The 23,691-nt window shown below is 58.9% G+C and carries 29 protein-coding genes and 1 riboswitch; of the genes, 14 read left to right on the plus strand and 15 right to left on the minus strand.

Annotated elements, in window-relative coordinates:
* The first annotated feature begins 1 nt into the window (after position 1).
* The 3 genes from arsC (at position 2) to O9X91_RS13100 (ending at position 2,326) form a co-directional block, all read left to right on the plus strand.
* Positions 2 to 424: an arsenate reductase (glutaredoxin) gene (gene arsC / locus O9X91_RS13090; protein WP_137410291.1), complete on the plus strand. Its 423-nt coding sequence runs from the start codon at positions 2 to 4 to the stop codon at positions 422 to 424.
* Entirely contained in the window at positions 381 to 1,127 is a 747-nt protein-coding gene (gene arsH, locus O9X91_RS13095) for an arsenical resistance protein ArsH (RefSeq protein ID WP_269833255.1), read from the plus strand. Before arsC ends, arsH begins: the two co-directional genes overlap by 44 nt.
* Before the next feature lie 188 nt (positions 1,128 to 1,315).
* On the plus strand, positions 1,316 to 2,326 hold the full coding sequence (locus O9X91_RS13100; RefSeq protein ID WP_142912210.1) for an IS30 family transposase: 1,011 nt from the start codon (positions 1,316 to 1,318) through the stop codon (positions 2,324 to 2,326).
* Between the two features lie 98 nt (positions 2,327 to 2,424).
* Here the strand turns inward: O9X91_RS13100 and O9X91_RS13105 are convergent, their stop codons facing one another.
* Positions 2,425 to 2,877 (minus strand): DUF5680 domain-containing protein, encoded by a 453-nt coding sequence (locus tag O9X91_RS13105; RefSeq protein ID WP_269825686.1) that lies wholly within the window; start codon positions 2,875 to 2,877, stop codon positions 2,425 to 2,427.
* 166 nt (positions 2,878 to 3,043) lie between these two features.
* Here O9X91_RS13105 and O9X91_RS13110 point away from each other — a divergent pair, with 166 nt between their 5' ends.
* Genes O9X91_RS13110 through fghA form a run of 3 tightly spaced genes read left to right on the plus strand, consistent with a single transcriptional unit; the run spans position 3,044 to position 5,048 of the window.
* Entirely contained in the window at positions 3,044 to 3,499 is a 456-nt protein-coding gene (locus O9X91_RS13110) for a YaiI/YqxD family protein (protein WP_077982316.1), read from the plus strand.
* A gap of 25 nt (positions 3,500 to 3,524) precedes the next feature.
* Entirely contained in the window at positions 3,525 to 4,184 is a 660-nt protein-coding gene (locus tag O9X91_RS13115; RefSeq protein WP_077982317.1) for a DUF1345 domain-containing protein, read from the plus strand.
* Positions 4,185 to 4,214: 30 nt separating this feature from the next.
* Positions 4,215 to 5,048 carry an S-formylglutathione hydrolase gene (fghA, locus tag O9X91_RS13120; protein WP_173989061.1) on the plus strand — a complete coding sequence of 278 codons (834 nt, stop codon included), beginning with the start codon at positions 4,215 to 4,217 and terminating at the stop codon, positions 5,046 to 5,048.
* Between the two features lie 59 nt (positions 5,049 to 5,107).
* Here the strand turns inward: fghA and O9X91_RS13125 are convergent, their stop codons facing one another.
* The 6 genes from O9X91_RS13125 to crcB all read right to left on the minus strand — a co-directional run bounded on the left by O9X91_RS13125 (position 5,108) and on the right by crcB (position 9,228).
* Entirely contained in the window at positions 5,108 to 5,497 is a 390-nt protein-coding gene (locus O9X91_RS13125) for a RidA family protein (protein ID WP_269825687.1), read from the minus strand.
* Between the two features lie 249 nt (positions 5,498 to 5,746).
* Positions 5,747 to 6,235, minus strand: coding sequence for a hypothetical protein (locus tag O9X91_RS13130; protein ID WP_142912206.1), 489 nt, complete (start codon positions 6,233 to 6,235; stop codon positions 5,747 to 5,749).
* A gap of 60 nt (positions 6,236 to 6,295) precedes the next feature.
* Positions 6,296 to 7,090, minus strand: a complete 795-nt coding sequence (locus O9X91_RS13135; protein ID WP_269833254.1) for an ATP12 family chaperone protein — start codon at positions 7,088 to 7,090, stop codon at positions 6,296 to 6,298.
* A 29-nt stretch (positions 7,091 to 7,119) separates the two neighbouring features.
* Positions 7,120 to 7,788 carry an HAD family hydrolase gene (locus tag O9X91_RS13140; protein WP_077982321.1) on the minus strand — a complete coding sequence of 223 codons (669 nt, stop codon included), beginning with the start codon at positions 7,786 to 7,788 and terminating at the stop codon, positions 7,120 to 7,122.
* A 6-nt stretch (positions 7,789 to 7,794) separates the two neighbouring features.
* Positions 7,795 to 8,784: an RluA family pseudouridine synthase gene (locus O9X91_RS13145; RefSeq protein ID WP_142912205.1), complete on the minus strand. Its 990-nt coding sequence runs from the start codon at positions 8,782 to 8,784 to the stop codon at positions 7,795 to 7,797.
* Between the two features lie 66 nt (positions 8,785 to 8,850).
* Entirely contained in the window at positions 8,851 to 9,228 is a 378-nt protein-coding gene (gene crcB / locus O9X91_RS13150; protein ID WP_142912204.1) for a fluoride efflux transporter CrcB, read from the minus strand.
* A gap of 197 nt (positions 9,229 to 9,425) precedes the next feature.
* On the opposite strand from crcB, the gene O9X91_RS13155 reads away from it, so the two are divergent.
* Together O9X91_RS13155 and O9X91_RS13160 are read left to right on the plus strand one after the other, a co-directional pair.
* Positions 9,426 to 9,716 carry a hypothetical protein gene (locus O9X91_RS13155; RefSeq protein ID WP_142912203.1) on the plus strand — a complete coding sequence of 97 codons (291 nt, stop codon included), beginning with the start codon at positions 9,426 to 9,428 and terminating at the stop codon, positions 9,714 to 9,716.
* A 119-nt stretch (positions 9,717 to 9,835) separates the two neighbouring features.
* On the plus strand, positions 9,836 to 10,264 hold the full coding sequence (locus O9X91_RS13160; protein WP_142912202.1) for a plastocyanin/azurin family copper-binding protein: 429 nt from the start codon (positions 9,836 to 9,838) through the stop codon (positions 10,262 to 10,264).
* 61 nt (positions 10,265 to 10,325) lie between these two features.
* Here the strand turns inward: O9X91_RS13160 and O9X91_RS13165 are convergent, their stop codons facing one another.
* Positions 10,326 to 11,318, minus strand: coding sequence for a copper chaperone PCu(A)C domain-containing protein (locus O9X91_RS13165; RefSeq protein ID WP_142912201.1), 993 nt, complete (start codon positions 11,316 to 11,318; stop codon positions 10,326 to 10,328).
* Positions 11,319 to 11,405: 87 nt separating this feature from the next.
* The gene (locus tag O9X91_RS13170) at positions 11,406 to 11,786 is read right to left on the minus strand and encodes a hypothetical protein (RefSeq protein WP_137410282.1); all 381 of its coding nucleotides are present in this window, start codon (positions 11,784 to 11,786) and stop codon (positions 11,406 to 11,408) included.
* Positions 11,787 to 11,958: 172 nt separating this feature from the next.
* Between O9X91_RS13170 and O9X91_RS13175 the strand changes: the two genes are divergently transcribed.
* The 5 genes from O9X91_RS13175 to O9X91_RS13195 all read left to right on the plus strand — a co-directional run bounded on the left by O9X91_RS13175 (position 11,959) and on the right by O9X91_RS13195 (position 17,897).
* Positions 11,959 to 12,144 carry a DUF3008 family protein gene (locus O9X91_RS13175; RefSeq protein WP_142912200.1) on the plus strand — a complete coding sequence of 62 codons (186 nt, stop codon included), beginning with the start codon at positions 11,959 to 11,961 and terminating at the stop codon, positions 12,142 to 12,144.
* Positions 12,145 to 12,302: 158 nt separating this feature from the next.
* Positions 12,303 to 12,390, plus strand: a riboswitch (glycine riboswitch).
* Positions 12,391 to 12,541: 151 nt separating this feature from the next.
* A complete protein-coding gene (gcvT, locus tag O9X91_RS13180; protein ID WP_142912199.1) occupies positions 12,542 to 13,681 on the plus strand; it encodes a glycine cleavage system aminomethyltransferase GcvT in 1,140 nt (379 codons plus the stop codon).
* Between the two features lie 28 nt (positions 13,682 to 13,709).
* Positions 13,710 to 14,072 carry a glycine cleavage system protein GcvH gene (gene gcvH, locus O9X91_RS13185; RefSeq protein WP_137410279.1) on the plus strand — a complete coding sequence of 121 codons (363 nt, stop codon included), beginning with the start codon at positions 13,710 to 13,712 and terminating at the stop codon, positions 14,070 to 14,072.
* Positions 14,072 to 16,936, plus strand: coding sequence for an aminomethyl-transferring glycine dehydrogenase (gcvP, locus tag O9X91_RS13190; protein WP_142912198.1), 2,865 nt, complete (start codon positions 14,072 to 14,074; stop codon positions 16,934 to 16,936). Before gcvH ends, gcvP begins: the two co-directional genes overlap by 1 nt.
* Positions 16,937 to 17,090: 154 nt before the next feature.
* Positions 17,091 to 17,897: an endonuclease/exonuclease/phosphatase family protein gene (locus O9X91_RS13195; protein WP_269834313.1), complete on the plus strand. Its 807-nt coding sequence runs from the start codon at positions 17,091 to 17,093 to the stop codon at positions 17,895 to 17,897.
* 38 nt (positions 17,898 to 17,935) lie between these two features.
* On the opposite strand, the gene O9X91_RS13200 is transcribed toward O9X91_RS13195, so the two are convergent.
* Entirely contained in the window at positions 17,936 to 18,391 is a 456-nt protein-coding gene (locus O9X91_RS13200; protein WP_089153230.1) for a hypothetical protein, read from the minus strand.
* Here O9X91_RS13200 and O9X91_RS13205 point away from each other — a divergent pair.
* Positions 18,390 to 18,554, plus strand: coding sequence for a hypothetical protein (locus O9X91_RS13205; RefSeq protein WP_165691147.1), 165 nt, complete (start codon positions 18,390 to 18,392; stop codon positions 18,552 to 18,554). The genes O9X91_RS13200 and O9X91_RS13205 overlap by 2 nt on opposite strands.
* Positions 18,555 to 18,612: 58 nt before the next feature.
* On the opposite strand, the gene O9X91_RS13210 is transcribed toward O9X91_RS13205, so the two are convergent.
* The 5 genes from O9X91_RS13210 to cysG all read right to left on the minus strand — a co-directional run bounded on the left by O9X91_RS13210 (position 18,613) and on the right by cysG (position 23,538).
* The gene (locus O9X91_RS13210) at positions 18,613 to 19,425 is read right to left on the minus strand and encodes a ferredoxin--NADP reductase (RefSeq protein WP_137410277.1); all 813 of its coding nucleotides are present in this window, start codon (positions 19,423 to 19,425) and stop codon (positions 18,613 to 18,615) included.
* Between the two features lie 146 nt (positions 19,426 to 19,571).
* On the minus strand, positions 19,572 to 20,078 hold the full coding sequence (locus O9X91_RS13215) for a DUF934 domain-containing protein (RefSeq protein ID WP_269833252.1): 507 nt from the start codon (positions 20,076 to 20,078) through the stop codon (positions 19,572 to 19,574).
* 10 nt (positions 20,079 to 20,088) lie between these two features.
* Positions 20,089 to 21,759 (minus strand): nitrite/sulfite reductase, encoded by a 1,671-nt coding sequence (locus O9X91_RS13220; RefSeq protein WP_077982332.1) that lies wholly within the window; start codon positions 21,757 to 21,759, stop codon positions 20,089 to 20,091.
* Positions 21,760 to 21,767: 8 nt separating this feature from the next.
* A complete protein-coding gene (locus O9X91_RS13225) occupies positions 21,768 to 22,082 on the minus strand; it encodes a DUF2849 domain-containing protein (RefSeq protein WP_077982333.1) in 315 nt (104 codons plus the stop codon).
* Positions 22,075 to 23,538, minus strand: a complete 1,464-nt coding sequence (gene cysG, locus O9X91_RS13230; protein WP_269833251.1) for a siroheme synthase CysG — start codon at positions 23,536 to 23,538, stop codon at positions 22,075 to 22,077. The genes O9X91_RS13225 and cysG overlap by 8 nt, the downstream gene beginning before the upstream one ends.
* Between the last annotated feature and the right edge of the window lie 153 nt (positions 23,539 to 23,691).

Genomic DNA, 23,691 nt, shown 5'->3' on the forward strand with positions numbered 1-23,691 from the left:
CATGGACGCCACCATCTATCACAACCCGTCCTGCGGGACGTCGCGCAACACGCTGGCGCTGATCCGCGCGGCAGGGATCGAGCCGACCGTGATCGAATATCTGCGGGAACCGCCGACACGCGAGCAGCTTGCACGCATGATTGCGAATGCGGGGCTGACGGTGCGCGAAGCCATGCGCGAAAAAGGGACGCCTTATGCCGAGCTCGGTCTCGACAATCCGGACCTGACTGACGATCAGTTGCTCAATGCGATGATGGAAACGCCGATCCTCATCAATCGTCCCTTTGTCGTAACGCCACTCGGCACCAGGCTCGCCCGTCCTTCAGAGGTCGTGCTGGATATTCTGCCGGACACATTCAAAGGGCCGTTCTTCAAGGAGGATGGCGAGCAGGTCCTCGACAGTGAAGGAAAGCGCGTTGCCTGATAGTTTTCCCGCGTTGCAGGGGCATCACCTGCACAGCATCGACCCGGTGGCTCTGCGTCCGGCGTTTTCGACCCATAAACCACGCATCCTGATCCTTTACGGCTCGCTGCGCGAAGTCTCCTATAGCCGTCTGCTGGCATTCGAGGCCGGGCGGCTGCTCGAACGGCTCGGTTGCGAGGTTCGGATATTCGATCCGAAGGGCTTGCCTTTGCCCGATGAAGCGCCGGTCAGCCACGCCAAGGTGCAGGAATTGCGTGAACTTTCAGAATGGTCGGAAGGACAGGTCTGGGTAAGCCCCGAACGCCATGGCGCGATGACCGGCATCATGAAATCACAGATAGACTGGATTCCTCTTGCTATCGGTTCTGTACGGCCGACGCAGGGCAAGACACTCGCCGTCATGGAAGTGTCTGGCGGCAGCCAGTCCTTCAATGCCGTGAACCAGATGCGAATTCTCGGCCGATGGATGCGGATGATTACCATTCCAAACCAATCATCGGTGGCAAAGGCCTATCAGGAATTCGACGCGGAAGGCCGGATGAAGCCGTCATCTTATTATGATCGGGTCGTCGACGTCTGTGAGGAACTGGTGAAATTCACGCTGCTGACGCGTGACGCTTCCAGCTATCTCACAGACCGATATAGCGAACGCAAAGAGTTGCCAGATGAACTTGAGAAACGTGTTTCGCTAAAATCAATCTGACGGGCTGGGTTCGGTTCAACGTTTCGTGCTTTTCAATCGTGGTTGAACGCGGCTGAAATCCAGAGCCACAGCATCAAATAAGTTCCATAATCTATCTTATGCGATTAACAGCTTGGCTGAGGTGGGTTCAAGGATGAAGTGCGACTTGCGAATGATACCAATGGGTTGTCACTCGCAAGGAACCTGCAATGAAACGCACCTACTCCCATATCGACATGGATGAAAGACGCAAGATCGCCCGCTGGCGTACGGCTGGCCTGACTGTTGACATCATCGCCGAGAAGCTTGGACGCCATCGCTCGACAATTTTCCGCGAGATCCGGCGCAATATGTTCATCGATGACGCGATCTCCAATCTGAACGGCTATTATTGTGTCACGGCGCATGACATGGCTTGCGAACGGCGGACCAAACTGCGCAAGCTGATGCGCTTCTCGCATGTCCGGCAATCTGTCATCGACCGGATCATGCACGGCTGGTCGCCACAGCAGATCGCTGGCCGGATGCGCCTTGAGCGGCATCCAGTATCGGTTAGCCACGAAACCATCTACAAGTTTGCATACTCATCTGACGGCCAAGCGATCAAGCTGTGGCGGCACCTGCCGGAGCATCGAGCTCGGCGGCGACCGCGACATGCCAGACGCAAGCATGGCCAACGGTTTAGTCCGGAACTCAACATCCTGCGCCGCCCGGATGTGGTCGCCGATCGCAAGCAGTTCGGGCATTGGGAGTGTGACCTGATCCAGTTCCGAAAGAAGTTTGGAAAGGCCAACGTCACATCACTCGTTGAACGGGTCAGCCGCTTTGCAATCTTTCTGCGCAACAATGATCGGCAGTCTCGACCGGTCATGAACGGCCTTGTGCAAGCACTTCAGACCCTGCCCCACCTCGCCCGTCGTTCCATCACGTTCGACCGTGGCACGGAGTTCACCGACTGGCCTTACCTACAGGCGAGCATTGGCACCCAGACCTGGTTCTGCGACCCTCAATCGCCGTGGCAAAAAGGAACCGTCGAAAATACCAACAGGCGGGTACGGAAATGGCTTTCGAGAGAGGTCGATCCCTTATCCGTAACCGACGCGGATCTGATCGCGATCTGCAATCAGCTCAACGAGACGCCTCGTAAATGCCTCGGCTATCGGACACCAGCAGAGGTCTTCCGCAAGAAGCTGCTCGCACAACTAAGGCATACCGGATAGCTTCGCCCTGCCCGCAAGTCGCGCTTCAGCATGAACTCACATGATTTGAAGCCTGGCGATGGAGCGTTGAAACATCATCGTCCCATCCTTCGCCTCTTTTACGGCTTTATCATTCCGCCATGATAATCGAGCCGGTATGTCTCGACGTGTCCCCGGTAAATGCGCTCCAAGCCGGTGAAGGACTGGAACTCTCCGGCATTCGTGTCGACATAGACCAAATCCTCCACCGGGTGGGTGAAGCCGCCGAGAAAGCGGCCCTCACGATAGAGCGTGGAAAGCGACCTCTGGATGACCCTGCCGGCCGTGGCGCCATCGATCATGTCGGGCCGGAGGATGCGGCCGTAATAACTCATCGCCCACACCGCCGTTCCCTGATGCCAAACGACCTCCTGACCTATGAAATCGGTTCCCCCGAAATAGCTGTCGATATAGTGCCAGTCGCCGTTCCGATAACCGAGATCGTGCGATCCCTTGCGAGTGGGCGTCGCGGAGCTGTTGCCGCCGCCAACATACGTCGCGGACTTGGCCTGCACGATGAAATCTTCCAGCATGGGAAACCTTTGGGAGACAAGAACATAAAGTGAACATAGGTGATTTTTGGGATGTTCGCAAGTGCGCCCCTGCCCTGTGTCGAACCCGCATTTCAACAATGGCGGGCTTGGTAATCGCGGCGTTTGCGCTTAGAAGCATGGCAGGAATTATCCGAAAAGAGTGTCCATGCCGCAAAACCCGCAGATCTATGTCGATGCCGATGCCTGCCCCGTGAAGCCGGAGATTCTCAAGGTGGCGGAGCGGCATGGGCTGGAAGTGACCTTCGTTGCCAATTCCGGCCTGCGTCCGTCGCGCGATCCTATGGTAAAAAACGTCATCGTATCCGCCGGTTTCGACGCGGCGGACGACTGGATCGCCGATCATGCAGCCGAAAACGACATCGTCATCACCGCCGATGTGCCGCTGGCCGGCCGCTGTGTCGCCAAGGGTGCGCTGGTGACCGGGCCGACGGGCCGCGTTTTTGACCAGTCGAACATCGGGATGGCGACGGCGATGCGCGATTTTGGCGCGCATCTGCGCGAAACCGGTGAAAGCAAGGGATATAACGCGGCTTTTTCACCGCGCGACCGCTCGGCTTTTCTGGAGACGCTTGACCGTTTCTGCCGCCGTGTCAAAAAATGACGGCGACAACGGAGAGGCGCCACCCATGAACCCGGCCGCTATGAAAAGCAACAGCTATCGTCGCCATCAACCTTTCGTCATTGCTTTTTTGGTCGGCGCCGTGAGCCTTGGCCTGGCGCTGGTTTTTGCGCCGCCGCTGGCGATCGAGATCGCGGCCGTTCTGTTCTTCCTGACCTATCTCACCTTGATTGCATTTCGCCTGTCGGGGTTGACGGCGCAACATCTGAAGGCCCATGCCGATAGCGATGATCTGCCTGCGGTCGCCATCATCGCCGTCACGCTGCTTGCCGTTGCCGTCGCGGTGGTATCGCTGTTTCAGGCCCTCAATCATACCGGCGAAACGGTCTGGGCGCTGCTCATCGCCTTCGCCTCGGTGATCTTCGGCTGGCTGACCATACACACCATGACCGCCCTGCACTACGCTCATCTTTACTGGCGGCCGGCGATGGCCGACGGCAAGCCCCAGCATCGCGGCGGCATGGATTTTCCGGGGACGAAGGAACCCTGCGGCTACGACTTTCTCTATTTCGCCGTGGTGATCGGCATGACGGCGCAGACGTCGGATGTGGGCGTAACCACGACCGCCATGCGTAAGGTCACGTTGCTGCACTCCATCGTTTCTTTCTTTTTCAATACGGTTCTGGTAGCGGCGGCGGTGAATGCCGCCGTCTCGCTTGCGGGCTGAACCGATTTTCTTTTCAAGAGGACTGTCTTCATGAACATTATTTCGCAAAATACGGCCTTTGGCGGCATGCAGGGCGTATTTTCGCATACATCGGAAACCCTGAAATCTGAGATGACCTTTGCGGTTTATGTGCCGCCGAAGGCGATCCATGAGCCCTGCCCGGTTGTCTGGTATCTCTCGGGCCTCACCTGCACCCACGCCAATGTCATGGAGAAGGGCGAATATCGCCGCATGGCGTCTGAACTCGGACTTATCATCGTCTGCCCGGATACCAGCCCGCGCGGCAATGACGTGCCGGATGAGCTGACCAACTGGCAGATGGGCAAGGGCGCCGGTTTTTATCTCGACGCCACGGAGGAGCCGTGGTCGGAGCACTACCAGATGTACAGCTATGTGACGGAAGAGCTGCCTGCCCTAATCGGCCAGCATTTCCGCGCGGATATGAGCCGCCAGGCCATTTTCGGCCATTCGATGGGCGGTCATGGCGCGATGACCATTGCGCTGAAAAACCCCGAGCGTTTCAAGAGCTGCTCGGCTTTTGCACCCATCGTTGCACCCTCTTCCGCAGACTGGTCGGAACCGGCGCTGGAAAAATATCTCGGTGCTGACAGGACCGCATGGCGTCGCTATGACGCCTGCTCGCTGGTCGAGGATGGCGCACGGTTTCCTGAATTTCTGATCGATCAGGGTAAAGCCGATAGTTTCCTGGAAAAAGGCCTGCGCCCCTGGCTGTTCGAAGAGGCGATCAAGGGCACGGATATCGGCCTGACGCTGCGCATGCACGATCGTTACGACCACTCCTATTATTTCATCTCCACTTTCATGGATGACCATTTGAAGTGGCATGCGGAGCGGCTGGGGTAAGGATAGAAAGAAGGTTGGCGGCGCCCTTTAAGCGCCGCCGCTTCATATCTAACCTGGCATTACGGGATACGGGCAATGACCTTGATCTCGAAATCGAAGCCGGCAAGCCAGTTGACGCCGACGGCGGTCCAGTTCGGGTAAGGCTTTTGGCTGAAAATCTCCTGCTTGACGGTCATGATCGTTCCGAACTGGTTTTCCGGATCCGTGTGGAACGTCGTCACATCCACAATGTCGTCGAAGGTGCAGCCCGCCGCCTCAAGCGTTGCCTTGAGATTTTCGAAGGCCAGCCGGACCTGTCGCCCAAAATCAGGTTCAGGCGTTCCATCGGCACGGCTGCCGACCTGGCCGGAAACGAAAAGAAGGTCACCGGATCGGATAGCTGCGGAATAGCCATGCTCCTCGTAAAGCGCATTCCTGTTAGCGGGGAAAATTGCTTCGCGTGCGGTCATTGTGAATCTCTCTTTTGGCTGGAGTGGTCATGGACGCGAGAAGCGTTGCTCTTATTCAAAGAAGGCTTCGGACGTCCATTTACATACGTTACGTATGCCAGATAATTACATACGCGTCGCATGTCAATTATGTATACGCGGCGTATGTGAACTTAGAGGCACAGAAGATGCGCCCGATTGAAGCTTGAGATATTTCTGAAGCTGAGATGCGGACGAATAGCCGTCACGCCCTCGCCTTTTGTGTCCTGCTTATGGAAACAGAGCCGTCGCAAGCGTCGTCGGAGCGCGCCGGTTCAGCCTGAATTCGCGGATCACGCGTTCGGCGACGCCATAGGCAAGTTCCTGCTCTATTGACTGATCGTCGAAGCTGACGACGGTGGCGGTGAATTTGGCTTCTGCAATTACCTCTCCCGTCGCAACGGCGGCGGCGCGGACGATAACCTTGGCTGACGCCCTTTCCCCGAACAGGAAGGGACCGCGTGTAACGGATGCAAGTCGGATGGTCAGCACCACGCGCGGCCTTGTTTCTCCACGCGCCGTGGTTTTGATCGCATTTTGCACCTGCGCATGGATGGACTGCATCAGCGCCGGGGCGACATCCGGGCGTGCCGCGACGAACGCGCCGCGCACGTCATAAAGCAGCCGGTCGGTATTAGTCGCTTCCGGTTCCAGCCTGAAAGACATGAGCACGAAACACGCCAGCACAAGAATGCCAAGGCGTTTTAGCGTGGTAATCATGATCAGCGGCTCCCCTAACGTGAGGTAGCCACATGTTCGACGATCAGGGTTAGAAAAGCGTTAAGAGGCGCTCTTCAGCGACTCCAGAACATTGAGGGCCGCGCGCATGTCGACAAGCCTGACGGCGCGGCGCTCCAGCGCCTCCTCGTCCTCGCCCCATTGCTCGGCGGTCCAGTCCTCGTCCAGATGGGCGAGCGCCCATGTTTCTTCCAGCTTCAGCTGCCCTTCCGCCAGCGCCAGCGCCAAAATGGCTGAGCCGGTCAGAGACGTCATGGTGTGTAGAGCGGCAAGCGCAATCGGTGTGTCGTATTTCTTCAGAGTTACCGCAAAAGCGGCGATGGCTTCGCGCGGCTGGTCCTGATGCATCACGCCTTCTACGAGAAGGAAACGCGCGCCGAGCACATTGGCCGCCCAGTCCAGCACGGGATCCCAGTGGTCCGTCTGCCGCGCAACCAGCGCTTCCGGGTCGCCGGCCCTATAGCAGAGGAGATCGGAAGAAGAAAAACGAAGTACGTCCTCAAAAACCGCCTGCGTGTCGTTGGCGACGCCATCAATGGCCGTGTTCACATGCCGAGAGACGGGCATGACCACCGGATTGACCACGTCTTTCTGGGCGTCCCATTCATCGCGAAGCAGCTCCGCCAGCGCACGCGTCGGGACGGTCAGTGGCTTCTTGGCTGGAGTGCGCAGCGGCTTGCCATCGAGAAGGATGGTAAAACCGCCCTCCTCCGCCTCGCCGACGGTGACATCCTTGTAGAACCGCTTCGGCAGAGGCTTCTGCATCTGGATCTGCGCGCGCAGGATCGGGTCGGGATGGCTCAGGCCCTCCGAAAGGTCGTTCAGGAGATCACGCATGGCACGTCCTCGTCAGTCGGATAGAAAGGTTATTCAAGAATATCGGCCGGAACATAGGCCTGAATTTCGCGCGGGTGGTTGACGACCGCATCGGCGCCCGCCTTCCAGAGATCGTCGACCGAGGCATAGCCCCAGGCGACGCCGATTGCTTTTGCGCCCGCAGCCTTGGCCATCTGCATGTCGTAAATCGCATCGCCTATTACGACAGTATCGGCCGGAACCATGCCGGTTTCATGGCAGCATTCCATCACCATGGCCGGATGCGGTTTGGAGGGGCAATCATCCGCCGTACGCGAAACGATGAAGTGATCGGCAAGGCCGTGGGTCTGCAGTATATGGGTAAGACCGCGCCGGCCCTTGCCGGTCACCGCCCCGATCAGCACATCGTCACGTTTCGAAAGCGCATCGATCAGCGGGGCGATACCGTCGAAAAGCGGCACGGTCATTTCCGAGCGCTCCCGCAGGGGATGATAGATTTCCCTGTAGCGTTCTGTCATCGCCTGCGCCTCGTCATCCACATGTGTCTTGCCGAGCATGCGGGCGATGGCAATATCGAGCGTCAGTCCGATGATCGCCTTGGTTTCGGAGATATCGGGGCGCGGCTTGCCGAAATCAGCGAAAGTGTCTGCCATGACGGCATGGATCAGGCCGGCGCTATCCACCAGCGTTCCGTCGCAATCGAAAAGAACCAGTTTCATGGGCTGTCAGTCTTCCCTATCGCCATCGGCCACGTCGAGACCGAGCAGGTTCCAGGTTTGCACCATATGCGGCGGCAGGGGTGCGCTGACCCGAAGCCGGCCGCCATTCGGATGCGGAATATCGATATGGCGCGCATGCAGATGCAGGCGCTTCTGGATGCCGCCGGGAAAATCCCAGTTCGGATCGTCGATGTAATATTTGGGATCGCCGATGATCGGGTGGCCCATATGCAGCGCGTGCACGCGAAGCTGATGGGTGCGGCCGGTATAGGGTTCCATTTCCAGCCAGGCGAGGTTCTGCGCGGCGGTATCGATGACGCGGTAATAGGAGACGGCGTGATCGGCCCCCTCCTCGCCATGTTTGGCGATACGCATACGGTCGCCATCCATCGTCTGTTCCTTGACGAGCCAGGTGGATATCTTGTCCTGATGTTTGCGCGGCACGCCCTTGACCAGCGCCCAATAGGTCTTCTTGGTATCGCGTTCGCGGAAGGCGGCCGTCAGCTTCTGCGCAGCACCGCGTGTGCGGGCAACCACCAGCACGCCCGACGTATCGCGGTCCAGGCGGTGTACCAGACGCGGCTTTTCGCCCTTCTGGTTGGTCCAGGCTTCCAGCAGCCCGTCAATATGGCGGGTGACGCCGGAGCCGCCCTGCACGGCGATGCCGGCCGGCTTGTTGAAAACGAAGACCTTGTCGTCTTCATGCAGCAGCATGCGCGCGAGAAGCTCGCCATCTTCGGAATGTTTGAGATCCTTCGATCCGATCGGGCCGCTTTTGACCTTGAGATCGGAATCGACCGGCGGAACGCGCACCATCTGTCCCGGATGCACGCGTGCATCCGTCTTCACCCGGCCGCCGTCCACACGCACCTGGCCGGAGCGCAGAAGCTTCTGCAACTGCCCGAAACCAAGTCCCGGATAATGAATCTTGAACCAGCGATCGAGGCGCATACCGGCCTCGTCGGCCCCGACCTTGATGTGCTCGATACCTGCCATGAAATTTCCAGTCTTTCTGTCCTGATCGCGCGCTCTGTTCGCCAGCGCGCCGTTTGGACCAAGCCTTTAGAACAAACTGCGGCCCAAGGCCAGCCCGGCGAAAACCGCAGCGATGGAAACCACAAGGCTTGCAAGCACGTAAACGGCGGAAAGCCCGAGTGTGCCGCGTTCGAACAGCGAGACCGCATCGAGCGAAAACGACGAGAACGTCGTAAAGCCGCCGAGCACGCCGGTGACGAGAAACAGGCGCATTTCCATTGACGCGTTCAGCCGTCGCGCCACGAGCTCCACCAGAAAGCCGATCATGAAAGAACCCGCCACGTTGACAGCCAACGTTCCCCACGGGAAGTTCGCTCCCGCCAGCCGGACGCTCCAGACACCGACGAGATAACGGAAGACGGAACCGATTGCGCCGCCTGCTGCGACAAGAGCGATATTGATCATGGGATGATGTCTCCGGGAGTTGCCGGACCGGGCAGTCCGACGCATTTCTAGACCAAGGCAACCGCTGGCGAAACCCCCTCGTCAGCTGCTTTCATCGATTAAAATACGATTAAATTGCAGTGTCGCGATTTAGCCTTCCAACAAGATGCGAGTGCTAATATTCGGTTTTCAGGGTCGCCAAGATGGCCGGGGGTTGGATGACACAGGTTCTTTCTGTTTCTGCGAATACGGCAGCCTACGCGCTGGAAGCCGTGAAGCCGTCGCAGCGCGCTCCGCGCAAAACCGAAGTCGAAGACGCCATTCACGAATTGGCACGCAAGGCCGAACGTGGAGAGGACTTCCAGCTTCGCGGCATGATGACGGCAATCAAGCCGCCGGCCCTGGCACTCTATTTCCTGACGGTTGCCAGCCAGCGCCAGGAGCAACAGGCAACGCTGGAACAGGCCCAGCAGGCATATGAGGATAATGAAGGAAATAAATTTATTTAATATCATGTGTTTATAATAATTTCCGTATCCATTTTATGATATATGTCAGTTTGATTTCACGCGTTCAGGTTGCCGTCAGTTAGATTTCCTAATCCTCCGACATCCACTGGAGGAACATCATGACATCATTGATCCGTTACGCCACCGTCTTCGCAGCAGTGCTGACAGTCTCTGCGCCGGCTTTTGCTGCCACCACCATCAAGGTAACCGAAGGCGGTGAAGGCGGAGGCCCCATGACGCTCGTCTTGGACCAGACGACGGTCAAGGCCGGTGACGCGGTATTTCAGGTCCATAATGACGCAATGAGCGAACAGCACGAGATGATCCTCGTAAAGCTCAAGTCGGCCGATGAGAAAATCCCTCTCAATACGGCCAAACATCGCGTCGATGAAAAGCAGTTGAAGAGCCTTGGCGAGGTGGCAGACCTCAAGCCCGGTGGCGATGGGCAGTTGAAGGCGAAGCTGACGCCCGGAGCCTATCTTCTCTTCTGCAACATCAAGGGTCACTACGAAGCAGGCATGCAGGCCAGGCTAACCGTTACAAAATAAGAATGGCCGACTAACTGAGGCTGCCGGATGGGTATTGCGTTCCGGCAGCCTCTTTTTATCGTCAGTTGTGCTGGTGTTCGCCCTTGGCCTCACCGCCCTTGGCTGCGCCCGTCGAGAGGGTAATCTCGACTTTGCCGGCCTTCTCAAAGACCAGCGTCACCGGCACCTTGTCGCCTTCGGCAAAGGGTTTCTTCACATCGAAGAACATCATGTGCAGGCCGCCGGGCTTCAGTTCCACCGTCTGGCCGGCGGGAATGACGATACCCTCATCAAGCTTGCGCATTTTCATGACGTCGTTGACCATGGCCATCTCGTGGATTTCAGCGCGACCGGCGGAAGAGGATTCGACCCCAACCAGCTTGTCGTCGCTGTCGCCGGTGTTCTTGATGGTCACGTAACCGCCGCCGACCGGCTGGCCCGGCAGCATCGCCTTGGTGGCGCCATCGGAGATTTCGAGGTTGCCGGCCTTCACGACATCCATGGCCATATCCATCGCCATGGCGGAATGATCGTGCCCACCGGCATGTTCCGACTTCGCGGTTACCTTGATGGTCGGCGCCGGGCTTTTCAGCGAATGCGGATCGACACCGGCGGCTGCGACTTCATCCCAGGAGACCTTGCCCTTGTCGCCGCAGAGCTGCGTCACCTTGAACGGCAGATCCTGCCCAGCTTCAACGCCGGAGATTTTGCCCTGCACGGCGAAAGTGTCGTAGAACTCGTCCGGCAGGTTGCCACCTTTCCAGCGGATCTCGACCGGTCCGCTTTTAATCTCCTTGCCGTGGTTCTTGTAGGTCTTCTGGTAGTCGCCCTTGATGATTTCCAGTTCCCAGCCGGCCTTGGGCTGTGGCTTGGCGGAAATGAATCCTTCCGGCAGCTTGATCTGAACTTCGGTCGTGGCGAGCCCGCCGTCGCAGCCATGCGGCACCTGGAGGGCCGCGACGATGGTGCTTTCCTGTTCGGCCGAACCGTCAACGAAGGTGGCGTGGGCGAAAGCCTGCGCGGTCGATACCGAAGCGACGAAAAGGCTGCATGTGATGATCTTGGTAGTTTTCATTTGCTTGTCCCTGCGACTGCTCTCCCTCTGGGTCCGCGCAGCCGCTCCGTGCCGCCAAAGGCGGCGATGATACCGTAAAACGAATAATCAGTCGGACAGGGTTGGCGGGCCGCGCGCGGCGGGTTTCTGGATCGTCAGCACGGAGCGGAAGCTCCATTCCGAAGGCAGGCGATTGTCGAGCCAGGCAAATTCAGTTCTCAGCCAGCCAGCCGTATCGGGCGTCGGCAGAAGAATGGACGAGGCCAGGAGGCAGGCCTCGCAGAACAGGATGGCATCGCGGGAATGGGCGGGGCCTTCCTTGGTATGGGAAGCGTTGACGCCGTCGCCATGACCAAAACAGATTTCCGCAAAGGTGCCGTCCGGCAGCCGGTAACTCTCGTCAAGGACAACCTGAGAGCTGACGGCAAGCGCGGGCTTGTGGGCAAAACCGAGCGACAACATCAGGGCAGCGCAGAAAATGCGAAGCATCTTCTCCAATTCTGCCAGCCGTCTCTTTCGATCTGTATCCATACTCTACGCGATATCTCGCTTTCCTGCCGATTTCAAAGGGGAATTTTGCCGCAGGCTCGATAGTTGCGAGGGAACAATCAATGCAAGCCGGCATTTTTCTGCTGGAGCCATCGTTTCAAAGGAGGCAACCATGCCAGCCAAATCGAAAGCCCAGCAGAAAGCCGCGGGTGCAGCTCTCGCCGCCAAACGCGGCGAAGTGAAAAAATCAAGTTTACAAGGCGCTTCAAAAAGCATGGAGAAGTCTATGACAGAAAATGAACTTGTGGATTTTGCCTCGACGAAACGGAAGGGCTTGCCGGAGAAAAAATCCGATTAGCATTGCATCTTTACGCTGGCCGAATCCCGGTCGCTGAAACGCATCTGCAAACCTTTCGACGAGACGGCTGCTATGACGATGGCGCAGATGGAGCAAGAATCTGTTCAGATGCGTCATTTGGTCCTTGCCAATAGCGGGGCTTCGAAGATAATGAGCGCGCATCATCGTTGGGAGAAACCGTTTCAATGCGGTGCCGAAGGAGCAACCGCCCCGGAAACTCTCAGGCAAAAGGACCAGCGGTGACGACGGAACTCTGGAGAGAAGCCACCTTGATCTAAAGGACGGCTCGCCGAAGGGATAACAATCTCAGGCGACAAGGACAGAGGGGGCTCTTGAACCGGCGCATCGCGCCATGACCTGAGCCCGCGCGATATATCGCGCAACCCTGGAGGCGTCCTTGGACGATACCGCCGCGCTGAAAACCACGCCGCTGCATTCCCTGCACCTATCGCTTGGCGCCCGCATGGTGCCCTTTGCCGGTTACGACATGCCGGTGCAATATCCGGCCGGTGTGTTGAAGGAGCATCTTCAGACCCGCACCTCCGCCGGCCTGTTTGACGTGTCCCATATGGGCCAGGTAATCCTGAAGGCGAAGTCCGGCAGCAATGAAGATGCCGCACGTGCGCTCGAAAAGCTGGTGCCGGTGGATATTCTGGGCCTCAAGGAAGGCCGCCAGCGTTACGGTTTCTTCACCGATGAAAACGGCTGTATTCTGGATGATCTGATGATCACTAATCGCGGCGATCACCTGTTCGTCGTCGTCAACGCGGCCTGCAAGGATGCCGATGTCGTCCATATGAAGGCGCATCTTTCCGACATCTGCGACATTACCCTTCTCGACGATCGGGCGCTGATCGCACTTCAGGGACCACGTGCGGAAGCGGTTCTGGCCGAACTGTGGGCCGGCGTTTCCGACATGAAATTCATGGACGTGCTGGAAGTACCGCTGCATGATGTGCCCTGCATCGTTTCCCGTTCCGGCTACTCCGGAGAAGACGGCTTTGAAATTTCGGTGCCGGCAGACAAGGCTGAAGAGATCGCCAAGGCCCTGCTCGAACATCCCGATTGCGAAGCCATCGGGCTTGGCGCACGTGACAGCCTGCGTCTGGAAGCCGGCCTTTGTCTCTATGGCAACGATATCGATACTACGACCTCACCCATCGAAGCCTCGCTCGAATGGGCGATCCAGAAGGCGCGCCGCGCCGGCGGTGATCGCGAAGGCGGTTTTCCGGGGGCGGAACGCATTCTCGGCGAGCTCAAGGACGGCACCTCGCGTCGTCGTGTCGGTCTGAAGCCGGAAGGCAAGGCCCCGGTGCGCGGCCATTCGAAGCTTTTTGCGGATGCCGAAGGCGTGACGGAAATCGGCGAAGTGACCTCCGGCGGCTTCGGCCCGTCGGTCGAAGGTCCCGTCGCCATGGGTTACGTCCCTGCGGCCTATACTGCTCCCGGCACGGCGATCTTTGCGGAAGTGCGCGGCAAATATCTGCCCGTCACCGTCGCTGCCCTGCCCTTCATCAAGCCCACCTACAAACGCTAATCCTCATTCCATCTCCGGAGAGAATACGATGCTGAAATTTACCGCAGAACACGAATGGCTGAAGTTCGAAGGCGACGTCGCCACCGTTGGTATTACCAGCCACGCCGCTGAACAGCTCGGCGACCTCGTCTTCGTCGAATTGCCAGAAGTGGGCGCCACCTTCTCCAAGGATGGCGACGCGGCGACCGTCGAATCCGTCAAGGCGGCTTCCGATGTCTATTGTCCGCTGGATGGCGAAGTGGTCGAAATCAACCAGGCCATCGTTGATGATCCCTCGCTGGTCAATTCCGATCCGCAGGGCGCCGGCTGGTTCTTCAAGCTGAAACTCTCCAATCCGGCCGATGCCGAGACGCTGCTCGACGAAGCAGCCTACAAGGAGCTGATCGCGTAATGACGACGCCCACCGAATTCCATTTTACCGACTACCAGCCCTATGATTTCGCCAACCGGCGTCACATCGGGCCGTCGCCGTCGGAAATGGCGGAGATGCTTAAGGTCGTCGGCTATAAGAGTCTCGACGCACTGATCGACGCCACCGTCCCCTCCTCCATCCGCCAGAAGGTGCCGCTGACCTGGGGTGCCGCGCTGACCGAACGCGAGGCGCTCGACCGCCTGCGCGAAACGGCTAACAAGAACCAGGTACTGACCTCGCTGATCGGCCAGGGTTATTACGGCACGATCACGCCCCCGGTCATCCAGCGCAACATTCTGGAAAACCCGGCCTGGTACACGGCTTACACGCCCTACCAGCCGGAAATCAGCCAGGGCCGCCTTGAGGCGCTCTTGAACTACCAGACTATGGTCTGCGATCTGACCGGTCTCGATGTCGCCAATGCATCGTTGCTCGATGAAGCGACGGCGGCCGCCGAAGCCATGGCGATGTGCCAGCGCGTCGCCAAATCCAAGGCGACCGCCTTCTTCGTGGACGCCAATTGCCATCCGCAGACCATCGCGCTGATCGAGACCCGTGCGGCCCCGCTCGGCTGGAAGGTGATTATCGGCAATCCCTTCACCGATCTCGATCCCGTCGACGTGTTCGGCGCGATCTTCCAGTATCCCGGCACACACGGCCATGTCAGCGATTTCTCGGGCCTGATTTCCCGTCTGCACCAGACGGGCGCGATCGCCGCGGTTGCCGCCGATCTGCTGGCGCTGACGCTGCTGAAATCTCCCGGCGAAATGGGTGCTGACATCGCCATCGGCACCTCGCAGCGTTTCGGCGTTCCGGTCGGTTACGGTGGCCCGCATGCGGCTTACATGTCGGTCAAGGACGCACATAAGCGTTCCATGCCCGGCCGTCTGGTCGGCGTCTCCGTCGATGCGCGCGGCAATCGCGCCTACCGCCTGTCGCTGCAGACGCGCGAGCAGCATATCCGTCGCGAAAAGGCCACTTCCAACATCTGCACGGCGCAGGTGCTGCTGGCCGTCATGGCCTCCATGTACGGCGTCTTCCACGGCCCGCAGGGCATCAAGGCGATTGCCCAGCAGACCCACCAGAAGGCCGTTTTGATGGCCAAGGGCCTGGAGAAACTTGGCTACGTCATCGAGCCGGAAACCTTCTTCGACACCATCACCGTCGAAGTCGGCCATATGCAGGGCGTCATCCTGCGCTCGGCCGTTGCGGAAGGTGTGAACCTGCGCAAGGTCGGCGCGACCAAGATCGGCATGAGCCTCGACGAGCGCACGCGCCCTGCAACGCTTGAGGCCGTGTGGCGCGCATTCGGCGGCAATTTCTCGATCTCGGATTTCGAGCCGGAATATCGCCTGCCGAAGGAACTGCTGCGTACCAGCCAGTACATGACGCATCCGATCTTCCACATGAACCGTGCCGAAAGCGAGATGACCCGGTACATCCGCCGTCTTTCGGACCGCGATCTGGCGCTCGACCGCTCGATGATCCCGCTCGGTTCCTGCACCATGAAACTGAATGCGACAGCGGAAATGCTGCCGATCACCTGGCCGGAATTTTCCGACATCCATCCCTTCGTGCCGGCCAATCAGGCGCTCGGTTACAAGGAGATGATCGACGATCTCTCCGAGAAGCTTTGCTCGGTGACCGGTTACGACGCCTTCTCCATGCAGCCGAATTCCGGCGCGCAGGGGGAATATGCGGGGCTTCTGACCATCCGCAACTATCACTTGGCCAATGGCGACAGCCATCGCGATATATGCCTCATTCCAACGTCCGCCCATGGCACCAACCCGGCCTCGGCGCAGATGGCCGGTATGAAGGTGGTGCCGGTGAAGGCACGCGATAACGGCGACATCGATATCGATGATTTCCGTGCAAAAGCAGAGCAGTATGCAGAAAACCTCTCGTGCTGCATGATCACCTACCCGTCCACCCACGGCGTGTTTGAGGAGACTGTTCGCGAGATTTGCGATATCACCCACAAGCATGGTGGACAGGTCTATCTCGACGGGGCCAACATGAACGCCATGGTCGGCCTCGCCCGGCCCGGCGATATCGGCTCTGACGTTTCGCACCTCAACCTGCACAAGACCTTCTGCATTCCGCATGGCGGCGGCGGCCCGGGCATGGGACCTATCGGCGTCAAGGCGCATCTGGCGTCGCACCTGCCTGGCCATCCGGCGACGGACGGTCGTGAGGGTGCGGTGTCTGCCGCGCCGTTCGGCTCGCCGTCGATCCTGCCGATTTCCTGGAGCTATTGCCTGATGATGGGCGGCGAAGGGCTGACGCAGGCGACCAAGGTGGCGATCCTCAACGCCAACTACATCGCCGAACGGCTGAAGGGCGCTTACGACGTACTCTACAAGTCCGAAACCGGACGTGTGGCGCATGAGTGCATCATCGACACCCGGCCCTTAGCGGACAGCTGCGGCGTGACGGTGGACGATGTCGCAAAGCGCCTCATCGATTGCGGTTTCCATGCACCGACCATGAGCTGGCCGGTTGCCGGTACGCTGATGATCGAGCCGACCGAATCCGAGACCAAGGCGGAAATCGACCGTTTCTGCGATGCCATGCTGGCGATCCGTGAGGAAGCCCGCGACATCGAGGAAGGCCGTGCGGACAAGAGCAACAATCCGCTGAAGAACGCGCCGCACACGGTGGAAGACCTCGTCGGCGAATGGGATCGTCCCTATAGCCGAGAAAAGGGCTGCTTCCCGCCCGGCGCCTTCCGGATCGACAAATACTGGTCGCCGGTCAACCGCATCGACAACGTTTATGGCGACCGCAACCTCATCTGCACCTGCCCGCCAATGGAGGCCTACGCCGAAGCGGCGGAATAAGGCAACGGTGCAAGCCGACACGCGAAGGCCCGGAGCAATCCGGGCCTTTTTCGTCAAGGCGACATTTTCGCTATCTGGCTCACGCTTCCGCATGGTTGATCTCGGTATGTCCCGTGTTAAACAGATGACGCTGCGACATGGGGATGGAGTTGGAATGCGTCTGATTTGCCTGAACGGTTGGGGCGGAAAGCTCCACGATGAACTTGTCCCTTATATTGTCTCGTCCGACCCCGATATCTTATGTCTGCAGGAAGTGGTGCACACACCGGCCGCCACACAGGACTGGCTGAGTTACCGTGATCACGGCATCGAACTACCGCAGAGGGCGAATTTCCTGCGTGATGTCGCCGAGGCCTTGCCGGATCATGTGGCGATATTTTGCCCTGCGGCGCAGGGCGATCTCTGGCAGGGCGAGACTCGATATTCTTCCCAATGGGGACTGGCGACATTCGTACGCAAGTCCATAGCCATCGTTGCGCAGGCGCAGGGGTTTGTGCATGGAGCCTTCTCCGCGGATGGATATGGCGATCATCCACGTTCACGCACGGGTCATGCCATCAGGGTTTTTGACTTCACGACCGGTCAGCCCGCCGTTATCGCCCACATGCACGGCCTGCGAGATCCCAACAACGGCAAGCACGACACCTCCGACCGTCTGGCGCAGGCAAAACGTCTCGTCCAACTTGTAAAAAACATTGCGGAGGATGGCGACAGGATCGTCGTCTGCGGCGACTTTAATGTCCTGCCAGAGAGCCAAACCTTTGCCATACTCAAGGAGTTGGACCTCGTCGAGCTTGTCACCACACGCGGCTTTACCGATACTCGGACGTCACACTACCCCAAACAGAACCGCTATGCGGATTACGTGTTGGTCAATGAGGCCGTGAAAATCGACTACTTTGACGTGGTGAAAAGGCCGGAAGTATCGGACCACTGCCCCCTGCTCCTGGAATTCCACTGACAATTGGGTTGCCTTTCCCGACATCGTCATTTGCTCGATCAACGCACCAGCCTTATATCGCTCGTTACCACCGTCTTGCCTGTCTTCCCATCCTTGTCCGTGGTGCGCAGCCGCAGGCCGTTATCGCCGATTTTCTCTATGGTCATGGCGGCGGTACGGTCACCGTTGATGTCGCGTTGCCAGCGGACAGTGAGATTGATCGCATTTCCCCGGCGATTACCAGCGAGCGCGGAAGGGCGGCCGGAAGGTCCCGTGTAAGTGCCGCTGTAACGCGCACCGCTTGCTGCCAGATCGGCGGCGATGGAGCGTTTTACCACGAGGAGTCCGCGGCAGGTTCCGGACATGCGCAGCGCCGTTTGCCGAGCGTTGGAATTCAGCGTGCAATTTACGTTGATTGCCGGTCTGCCTATGCGGGTTATCACCGTCCCCTTCCCGGTCCACGTGCCCTGAAGCGACGACAGAAAGGTGCTTTCATCGGCGGCGGCTGGCCGCATGGCAAAAAAACCTGCCGTAACGGCAATGATCGTGGCCCTGATTGTTCCTGTTCTCATCATGGAGCGGTTACGTTGGTTTGGTTTCGTTCAAACGCTAACGCGCCATCGCGCTCGGATGTTCCATCGCGATGATGCCGCACAGGTCACCCAATCGGCTTTATAAACAAAAAAGGAGGCCCAAAGGCCCCCTGGTCTTTATTCAATTATATGGAAATCCGGCGTCAACCGACGAATGCCCGCTCGATCACGAATTCGGCCGGCTTGTTGTTGGCGCCTTCGTTAAGGCCTGCCTTTTCAAGCAATTCCTTGGTGTCCTTGAGCATCGCCGAAGAACCGCAGATCATGCCGCGATCGACGTCGGGATCGAGCGTCGGCACACCAAGATCAGCAAACAGCTTGCCGTTCTCGATCAGCGTGGTGATGCGGCCCTTGAAGGGGTAATCTTCGCGGGTGACGGTCGCATAATGCTTCAGCTTGTCGCCGACGATCTCGTTCAGGAATTCGTGGTTGCGGATTTCCTCAACCAGATCGAAGCCATATTTCAGCTCGGCCACGTCACGGCAGGTATGGGTGAGGATGACTTCCTCGAACTTCTCATAGGTCTCTGGGTCACGGATCAGGCTCGCAAAAGGCGCGATGCCGGTGCCGGTGGAGAACATGTAAAGCCGTCTGCCAGGCGTCAGCGCATCCAGAACCAGCGTGCCTGTCGGCTTCTTGCGCATCAGGACGGTATCGCCGGGCTTGATCGCCTGAAGATGCGATGTCAGCGGGCCATCCGGAACCTTGATCGAGAAGAATTCCAGTTCCTCGTCCCAGGCGGGGCTGGCGATGGAATAGGCGCGGTAGATCGGCTTGTCGCCGACCATCAAGCCGATCATGGCGAATTCGCCGGAACGGAAACGAAAACCCGCCGGACGCGTCATGCGGAAACGGAACAGGTGATCCGTATAATGCTCCACCGATAAAACCGTCTCGGCGTAAACACCGTCAGGTATCTTGATCGCGAAATCTTCCGTCTTGGCTGGCGCGTTCATTTCAGGTTCCGTCCATTCTTATTGGATGCGACATTCTCCGACCGGGCAATTATACCATTTTTGCTCCGGTTTGAAGGCATGAGAATGTCAATACTGCCATGTGCGTAGGAAATATGTATATAACACTCATATTTCCACGCAACGTGTCATAGAGACGCACGACGACGCCAGCTATAGGCCTCGCCGCCACTCGCCGGCTTGGCTGTCGGCTGATAATAAACCGGAATTTCCGGCAGGCGATTTTCGGACAAACGGCTGATGGCCGTGCCGTTCGTCACCGCAAAGCTGGTGAATCCGGTGCGTAGCATCAGCGGCACCTGATCGATCAGGACGTCGCCAACCGCCCTCACCTCGCCCGCAAAATTAAGACGGCTGCGCAGCAACGAGGCGTGGCTGAATCCGCGACCGTCATTGAAGGCCGGGAAGCTTACGGCGACAAGGTCGATACGGTCGAGATAGGGTCCGAGCCGCGTCACATCGTCGGCGGGCGTGATCAGAACACCGAGGCCGATATCGCTGCTTTCGGCGGCACGAACCAGAAAATCGGCAAGCGGCAGCACCGGCTTCTGCTCCGCTGTCGCTTTCACTTCTTCCGTTTCAATCACCCAGGGATCGTTTTCCACGAAGCCGTCGCGGTTCCAGATTTTTGTCATGGCATTCTCCTCAGGCGGCTTCTGCGGCGGAACCGTAAAGCGCGTGCTTGAACGGCTGCGGTCCAACGCGGCGATAGGCTTCAAGGAAGTTTTCTTCCTTCGAAAGGCGAAGCCCGAGATAGGTGTCAACGATGGTTTCGATGGCGTCGGTGACTTTTTCCGGCTCGAAGCCGCGTCCGATGATTTCACCGATCGAGGTGTTTTCATCACCCGATCCGCCAAGCGTGATCTGGTAGAGCTCCGCACCCTTCTTCTCAACACCCAGAAGGCCGATATGGCCGACATGGTGGTGACCGCAGGCATTGATGCATCCGGAAATCTTGATCTTCAGCTCACCGATTTCCGCCTGGCGCTCCGGCGAACCGAAACGGGTGGAAATTTCCTGCGCCACCGGAATGGAGCGCGCATTGGCGAGCGCGCAATAATCCAGCCCGGGACAGGCAATGATATCGGTGATGAGCCCGGCATTGGCGGTCGCAAGGCCAGCGCCTACCAGCGCGCGATAAACCGGCTCGAGATCGGCCAGCGCCACATGCGGCAGGATGATGTTCTGCTCATGGCTGATGCGGATTTCGTCGAAGGCATATTCCGCGGCGATATCGGCGACGAGTTCCATCTGCTCGTCGGTCGCATCCCCCGGAATCCCGCCGATCGGCTTCAGTGAGATCGTCACCATGCCGTAATCGGGATGCTTGTGCGGCGCGACGTTCTGCTCGACAAAACGGGCAAAGCCTTCATCTGCCCGCTTCCAGCGCGCCAGGCTCTCCCAGCCTTCCGGCCGGTCCTTCAGTGCCGGCGGCGCGAAATAAGCGGTGATTGCCGCGATATCAGCATCCGGAAGCTTCAACTCGGTGTTCTTGAGTTCGGCGAATTCGACCTCGACCTGGCGGGCCAATTCTTCAGCACCGGTCTCGTGCACGAGGATCTTGATGCGCGCCTTGTATTTGTTGTCGCGACGGCCATGCAGGTTATAAACGCGCATGATCGCCGTGGTGTAGGACAACAGGTCCTCTTCCGGCAGGAAGTCGCGGATTTTCTTGGCGATCATCGGCGTGCGACCCTGTCCGCCGCCGACATAGACGGCGAACCCGATCTCACCCTTGTCGTTCTTTTTGAGATGCAGGCCGATATCGTGAACCTGAATGGCCGCACGGTCGCGTTCGGCGCCGGTGACAGCGATCTTGAACTTGCGCGGCAGGAAGGAGAATTCCGGGTGCACGGAAGACCACTGACGCAGGATTTCCGCATAGGGGCGCGGATCGGCGACCTCATCGGCAGCCGCGCCAGCGAAATGATCGGCGGTGACGTTGCGAATGCAGTTGCCGGAGGTCTGGAGCGCATGCATCTCCACGCCCGCCAGTTCGGACAAGATGTCCGGCGTATCGGAAAGGCGCGGCCAGTTGTACTGGATGTTCTGACGGGTAGTGAAGTGGCCGTAACCCCGGTCATATTTGCGGGCGATATGGGCCAGCATCCGCATCTGCTTCGAATTCAGCGTGCCGTAGGGAATGGCGACGCGCAGCATATAGGCGTGCAGCTGAAGATAGACGCCGTTCATCAGGCGCAGCGGCTTGAACGCATCTTCGGCCAGTTCGCCGGACAACCGGCGTTCGACCTGGTCGCGAAACTGCGCCACGCGGCCTTCAACAAATGCGTGATCGAACTCGTCGTAACGGTACATATTCTTCCTCAGACTGCGATGAATGCTGCATCGGCCGGCTTGTAACCGGCGGCATAGTGCATGGTCGGGCCGGCGGCGCGGATGCGTTCGCGAAGACGCGTCGGCCAAAGCTTGCCATTCTCCTCGACGACGTCGATGATGGCCACATCAACGACCTTGTTGGCGGAAAAATCCCGCTTGCCGATTTCCTCGAGCGAGGCGACCGCCTCCGCATGGCGGGCAACGATTGCGCCCTGCAGGTTCTCCGTCCATTCGCCGTTGGCATCGAGCCAGACGGCGATGCCATCGCTCAGCCGGTTGGCGGTCAACACCTTATCAGCCATTTGCATACTCCCGTTTGAAATCCGCCGGCCGCACTGACGATGCAAGCGCCTCGGACCTGTCAAAATTAGCGCCCGCCACCGCATCGCCAATGATGACCATGACCGGGCCGGTCAGTTCATCGTGATGTTCGAGTTCGGGCAGATCGTTCAGAGTGCCATGCAGCAGGCGACGATCCGCGCGGCTGGCGTTTTCGATGACGGCGACGGTGGTTTCCACACCAAGCCCTGCATCGATCAGCCGCTTCGCGACCGAAGCAGCAACACTGCGGCCCATATAGACGGCGATGGTGGCGCCGGAAACCGCAAGCCGCGCCCAATCGGGCAGAACATCGCCCGCCAGATCGTGGCCGGTGGTGAAAATCAGAGATGAAGCGACACCGCGCAGAGTCAGCGGCAATTCGAAATCCGCAGCCGCGGCAAAGGCCGAGGTGATGCCGGGCACGATCTCATAGGCAATACCGGCCTCGCGCAGCGCCGCCATTTCTTCGCCCGCCCGGCCATAGACCAGCGGATCGCCGGATTTGAGGCGCACGACGCGCTTGCCATCTTTGCCGAGGCGCACCAGCAGGCGGTTGATCTCATCCTGCGATTTGCTGTGGCAGCCCTTGCGTTTGCCGACGGACAGCCGCTCGGCATCGCGGCGCCCCATATCGACAATCGCCCGCGGCACAAGCGCGTCGTAAACGATCACATCGGCTTCCATCAGTACGCGCTGTGCGCGCAGCGTCAGCAGATCTTCAGCGCCCGGCCCCGCGCCGACGAGCCAGATACGGCCTTCGCTGCGTTCGGGCGATTGCAGCAGGCGGCCGACGGCCTGACGAGCGGAGAACGTGTCGCCAACAGCGACGGCATCCGCCACCTCACCTGAAAAGAACCGTCGCCAAAAATTGCGCCGCAAGGCACCCTTCGGCACGTTCTCCTCGGCCGCATCACGATACTGCACGGCAAGGCGCGCAAGCTTGCCAAGCGACGGCGACAGCATCTGGTCAATGCGGGCGCGGATCATCTGGGCGAGAACAGGCCCTGCCCCTTCCGTGCCGATAGCCACGGCGACGGGCGCGCGGGCGACGAGCGCGGGGGTAAAGAAATCGCAGAATTCCGGCTGATCCACCGCATTGGCAGGGATTTTCGCGGCGCGCGCGACGGTGACGATCTCACGGTCCAGCGCCTCGTCGCCGGTAGCGGCGAAGACCAGCGTGGCGCCTTCGACCAATTCGCCGGCGAAAGCCAAAGCCCGATGATCAATGCCGTTTTCGCTGATATAACGGGCAAAATCGGCTTCCGGCTGGTCGGCATAGGCAATGATATGCGCGCTGGTATTGGCGAGAAGCCTTACCTTCGCGAAGGCTTCATCGCCATTTCCGAAAACAGCGACCTGCTGCCCCTCGACCCGGAAGAAAGCGGGGAAGGTTGAAAGGCGGTCGCCAGCAGCGGAAAAATCATGTTCGTTGTGCATTGGATATATATCCCGCATTGCGGTGCAAGATTGAAGAAACAGAAATTCAAGCCTTTCCGGCACCTGGATTTTTATTTCTCGAAGACCCCGGTTTTGGAGGAAAACAAACCGGCGATGCTTTTCCACACCCGCGCTAGCCCTGAGAATCCCCTC

It is taken from the genome of Agrobacterium salinitolerans (genome assembly GCF_027498475.1).
Classification (GTDB): domain Bacteria; phylum Pseudomonadota; class Alphaproteobacteria; order Rhizobiales; family Rhizobiaceae; genus Agrobacterium; species Agrobacterium salinitolerans.

Bases quoted from the DNA above. Each gene is read 5' to 3' on its own strand.
- fghA (WP_173989061.1), top strand. From the start codon at position 4,215: ATGAACATTATTTCGCAAAATACGGCCTTTGGCGGCATGCAGGGCGTA.
- O9X91_RS13155 (WP_142912203.1), top strand. From the start codon at position 9,426: ATGACACAGGTTCTTTCTGTTTCTGCGAATACGGCAGCCTACGCGCTG.
- O9X91_RS13165 (WP_142912201.1), bottom strand. From the start codon at position 11,318: ATGAAAACTACCAAGATCATCACATGCAGCCTTTTCGTCGCTTCGGTA.
- gcvP (WP_142912198.1), top strand. From the start codon at position 14,072: ATGACGACGCCCACCGAATTCCATTTTACCGACTACCAGCCCTATGAT.
- O9X91_RS13100 (WP_142912210.1), top strand. From the start codon at position 1,316: ATGAAACGCACCTACTCCCATATCGACATGGATGAAAGACGCAAGATC.
- O9X91_RS13170 (WP_137410282.1), bottom strand. From the start codon at position 11,786: ATGCTTCGCATTTTCTGCGCTGCCCTGATGTTGTCGCTCGGTTTTGCC.
- O9X91_RS13175 (WP_142912200.1), top strand. From the start codon at position 11,959: ATGCCAGCCAAATCGAAAGCCCAGCAGAAAGCCGCGGGTGCAGCTCTC.
- arsC (WP_137410291.1), top strand. From the start codon at position 2: ATGGACGCCACCATCTATCACAACCCGTCCTGCGGGACGTCGCGCAAC.
- O9X91_RS13105 (WP_269825686.1), bottom strand. From the start codon at position 2,877: ATGCTGGAAGATTTCATCGTGCAGGCCAAGTCCGCGACGTATGTTGGC.
- O9X91_RS13215 (WP_269833252.1), bottom strand. From the start codon at position 20,078: ATGACAAAAATCTGGAACCGCGACGGCTTCGTGGAAAACGATCCCTGG.
- crcB (WP_142912204.1), bottom strand. From the start codon at position 9,228: ATGATCAATATCGCTCTTGTCGCAGCAGGCGGCGCAATCGGTTCCGTC.
- O9X91_RS13140 (WP_077982321.1), bottom strand. From the start codon at position 7,788: ATGAAACTGGTTCTTTTCGATTGCGACGGAACGCTGGTGGATAGCGCC.
- O9X91_RS13115 (WP_077982317.1), top strand. From the start codon at position 3,525: ATGAACCCGGCCGCTATGAAAAGCAACAGCTATCGTCGCCATCAACCT.
- cysG (WP_269833251.1), bottom strand. From the start codon at position 23,538: ATGCACAACGAACATGATTTTTCCGCTGCTGGCGACCGCCTTTCAACC.
- O9X91_RS13160 (WP_142912202.1), top strand. From the start codon at position 9,836: ATGACATCATTGATCCGTTACGCCACCGTCTTCGCAGCAGTGCTGACA.
- O9X91_RS13125 (WP_269825687.1), bottom strand. From the start codon at position 5,497: ATGACCGCACGCGAAGCAATTTTCCCCGCTAACAGGAATGCGCTTTAC.
- O9X91_RS13220 (WP_077982332.1), bottom strand. From the start codon at position 21,759: ATGTACCGTTACGACGAGTTCGATCACGCATTTGTTGAAGGCCGCGTG.
- O9X91_RS13145 (WP_142912205.1), bottom strand. From the start codon at position 8,784: ATGGCAGGTATCGAGCACATCAAGGTCGGGGCCGACGAGGCCGGTATG.
- arsH (WP_269833255.1), top strand. From the start codon at position 381: ATGGCGAGCAGGTCCTCGACAGTGAAGGAAAGCGCGTTGCCTGATAGT.
- gcvH (WP_137410279.1), top strand. From the start codon at position 13,710: ATGCTGAAATTTACCGCAGAACACGAATGGCTGAAGTTCGAAGGCGAC.
- O9X91_RS13225 (WP_077982333.1), bottom strand. From the start codon at position 22,082: ATGGCTGATAAGGTGTTGACCGCCAACCGGCTGAGCGATGGCATCGCC.
- O9X91_RS13130 (WP_142912206.1), bottom strand. From the start codon at position 6,235: ATGATTACCACGCTAAAACGCCTTGGCATTCTTGTGCTGGCGTGTTTC.
- O9X91_RS13110 (WP_077982316.1), top strand. From the start codon at position 3,044: ATGCCGCAAAACCCGCAGATCTATGTCGATGCCGATGCCTGCCCCGTG.
- O9X91_RS13195 (WP_269834313.1), top strand. From the start codon at position 17,091: ATGCGTCTGATTTGCCTGAACGGTTGGGGCGGAAAGCTCCACGATGAA.
- O9X91_RS13210 (WP_137410277.1), bottom strand. From the start codon at position 19,425: ATGAACGCGCCAGCCAAGACGGAAGATTTCGCGATCAAGATACCTGAC.
- O9X91_RS13135 (WP_269833254.1), bottom strand. From the start codon at position 7,090: ATGCGTGATCTCCTGAACGACCTTTCGGAGGGCCTGAGCCATCCCGAC.
- O9X91_RS13200 (WP_089153230.1), bottom strand. From the start codon at position 18,391: ATGCGGCCAGCCGCCGCCGATGAAAGCACCTTTCTGTCGTCGCTTCAG.
- O9X91_RS13205 (WP_165691147.1), top strand. From the start codon at position 18,390: ATGGCAAAAAAACCTGCCGTAACGGCAATGATCGTGGCCCTGATTGTT.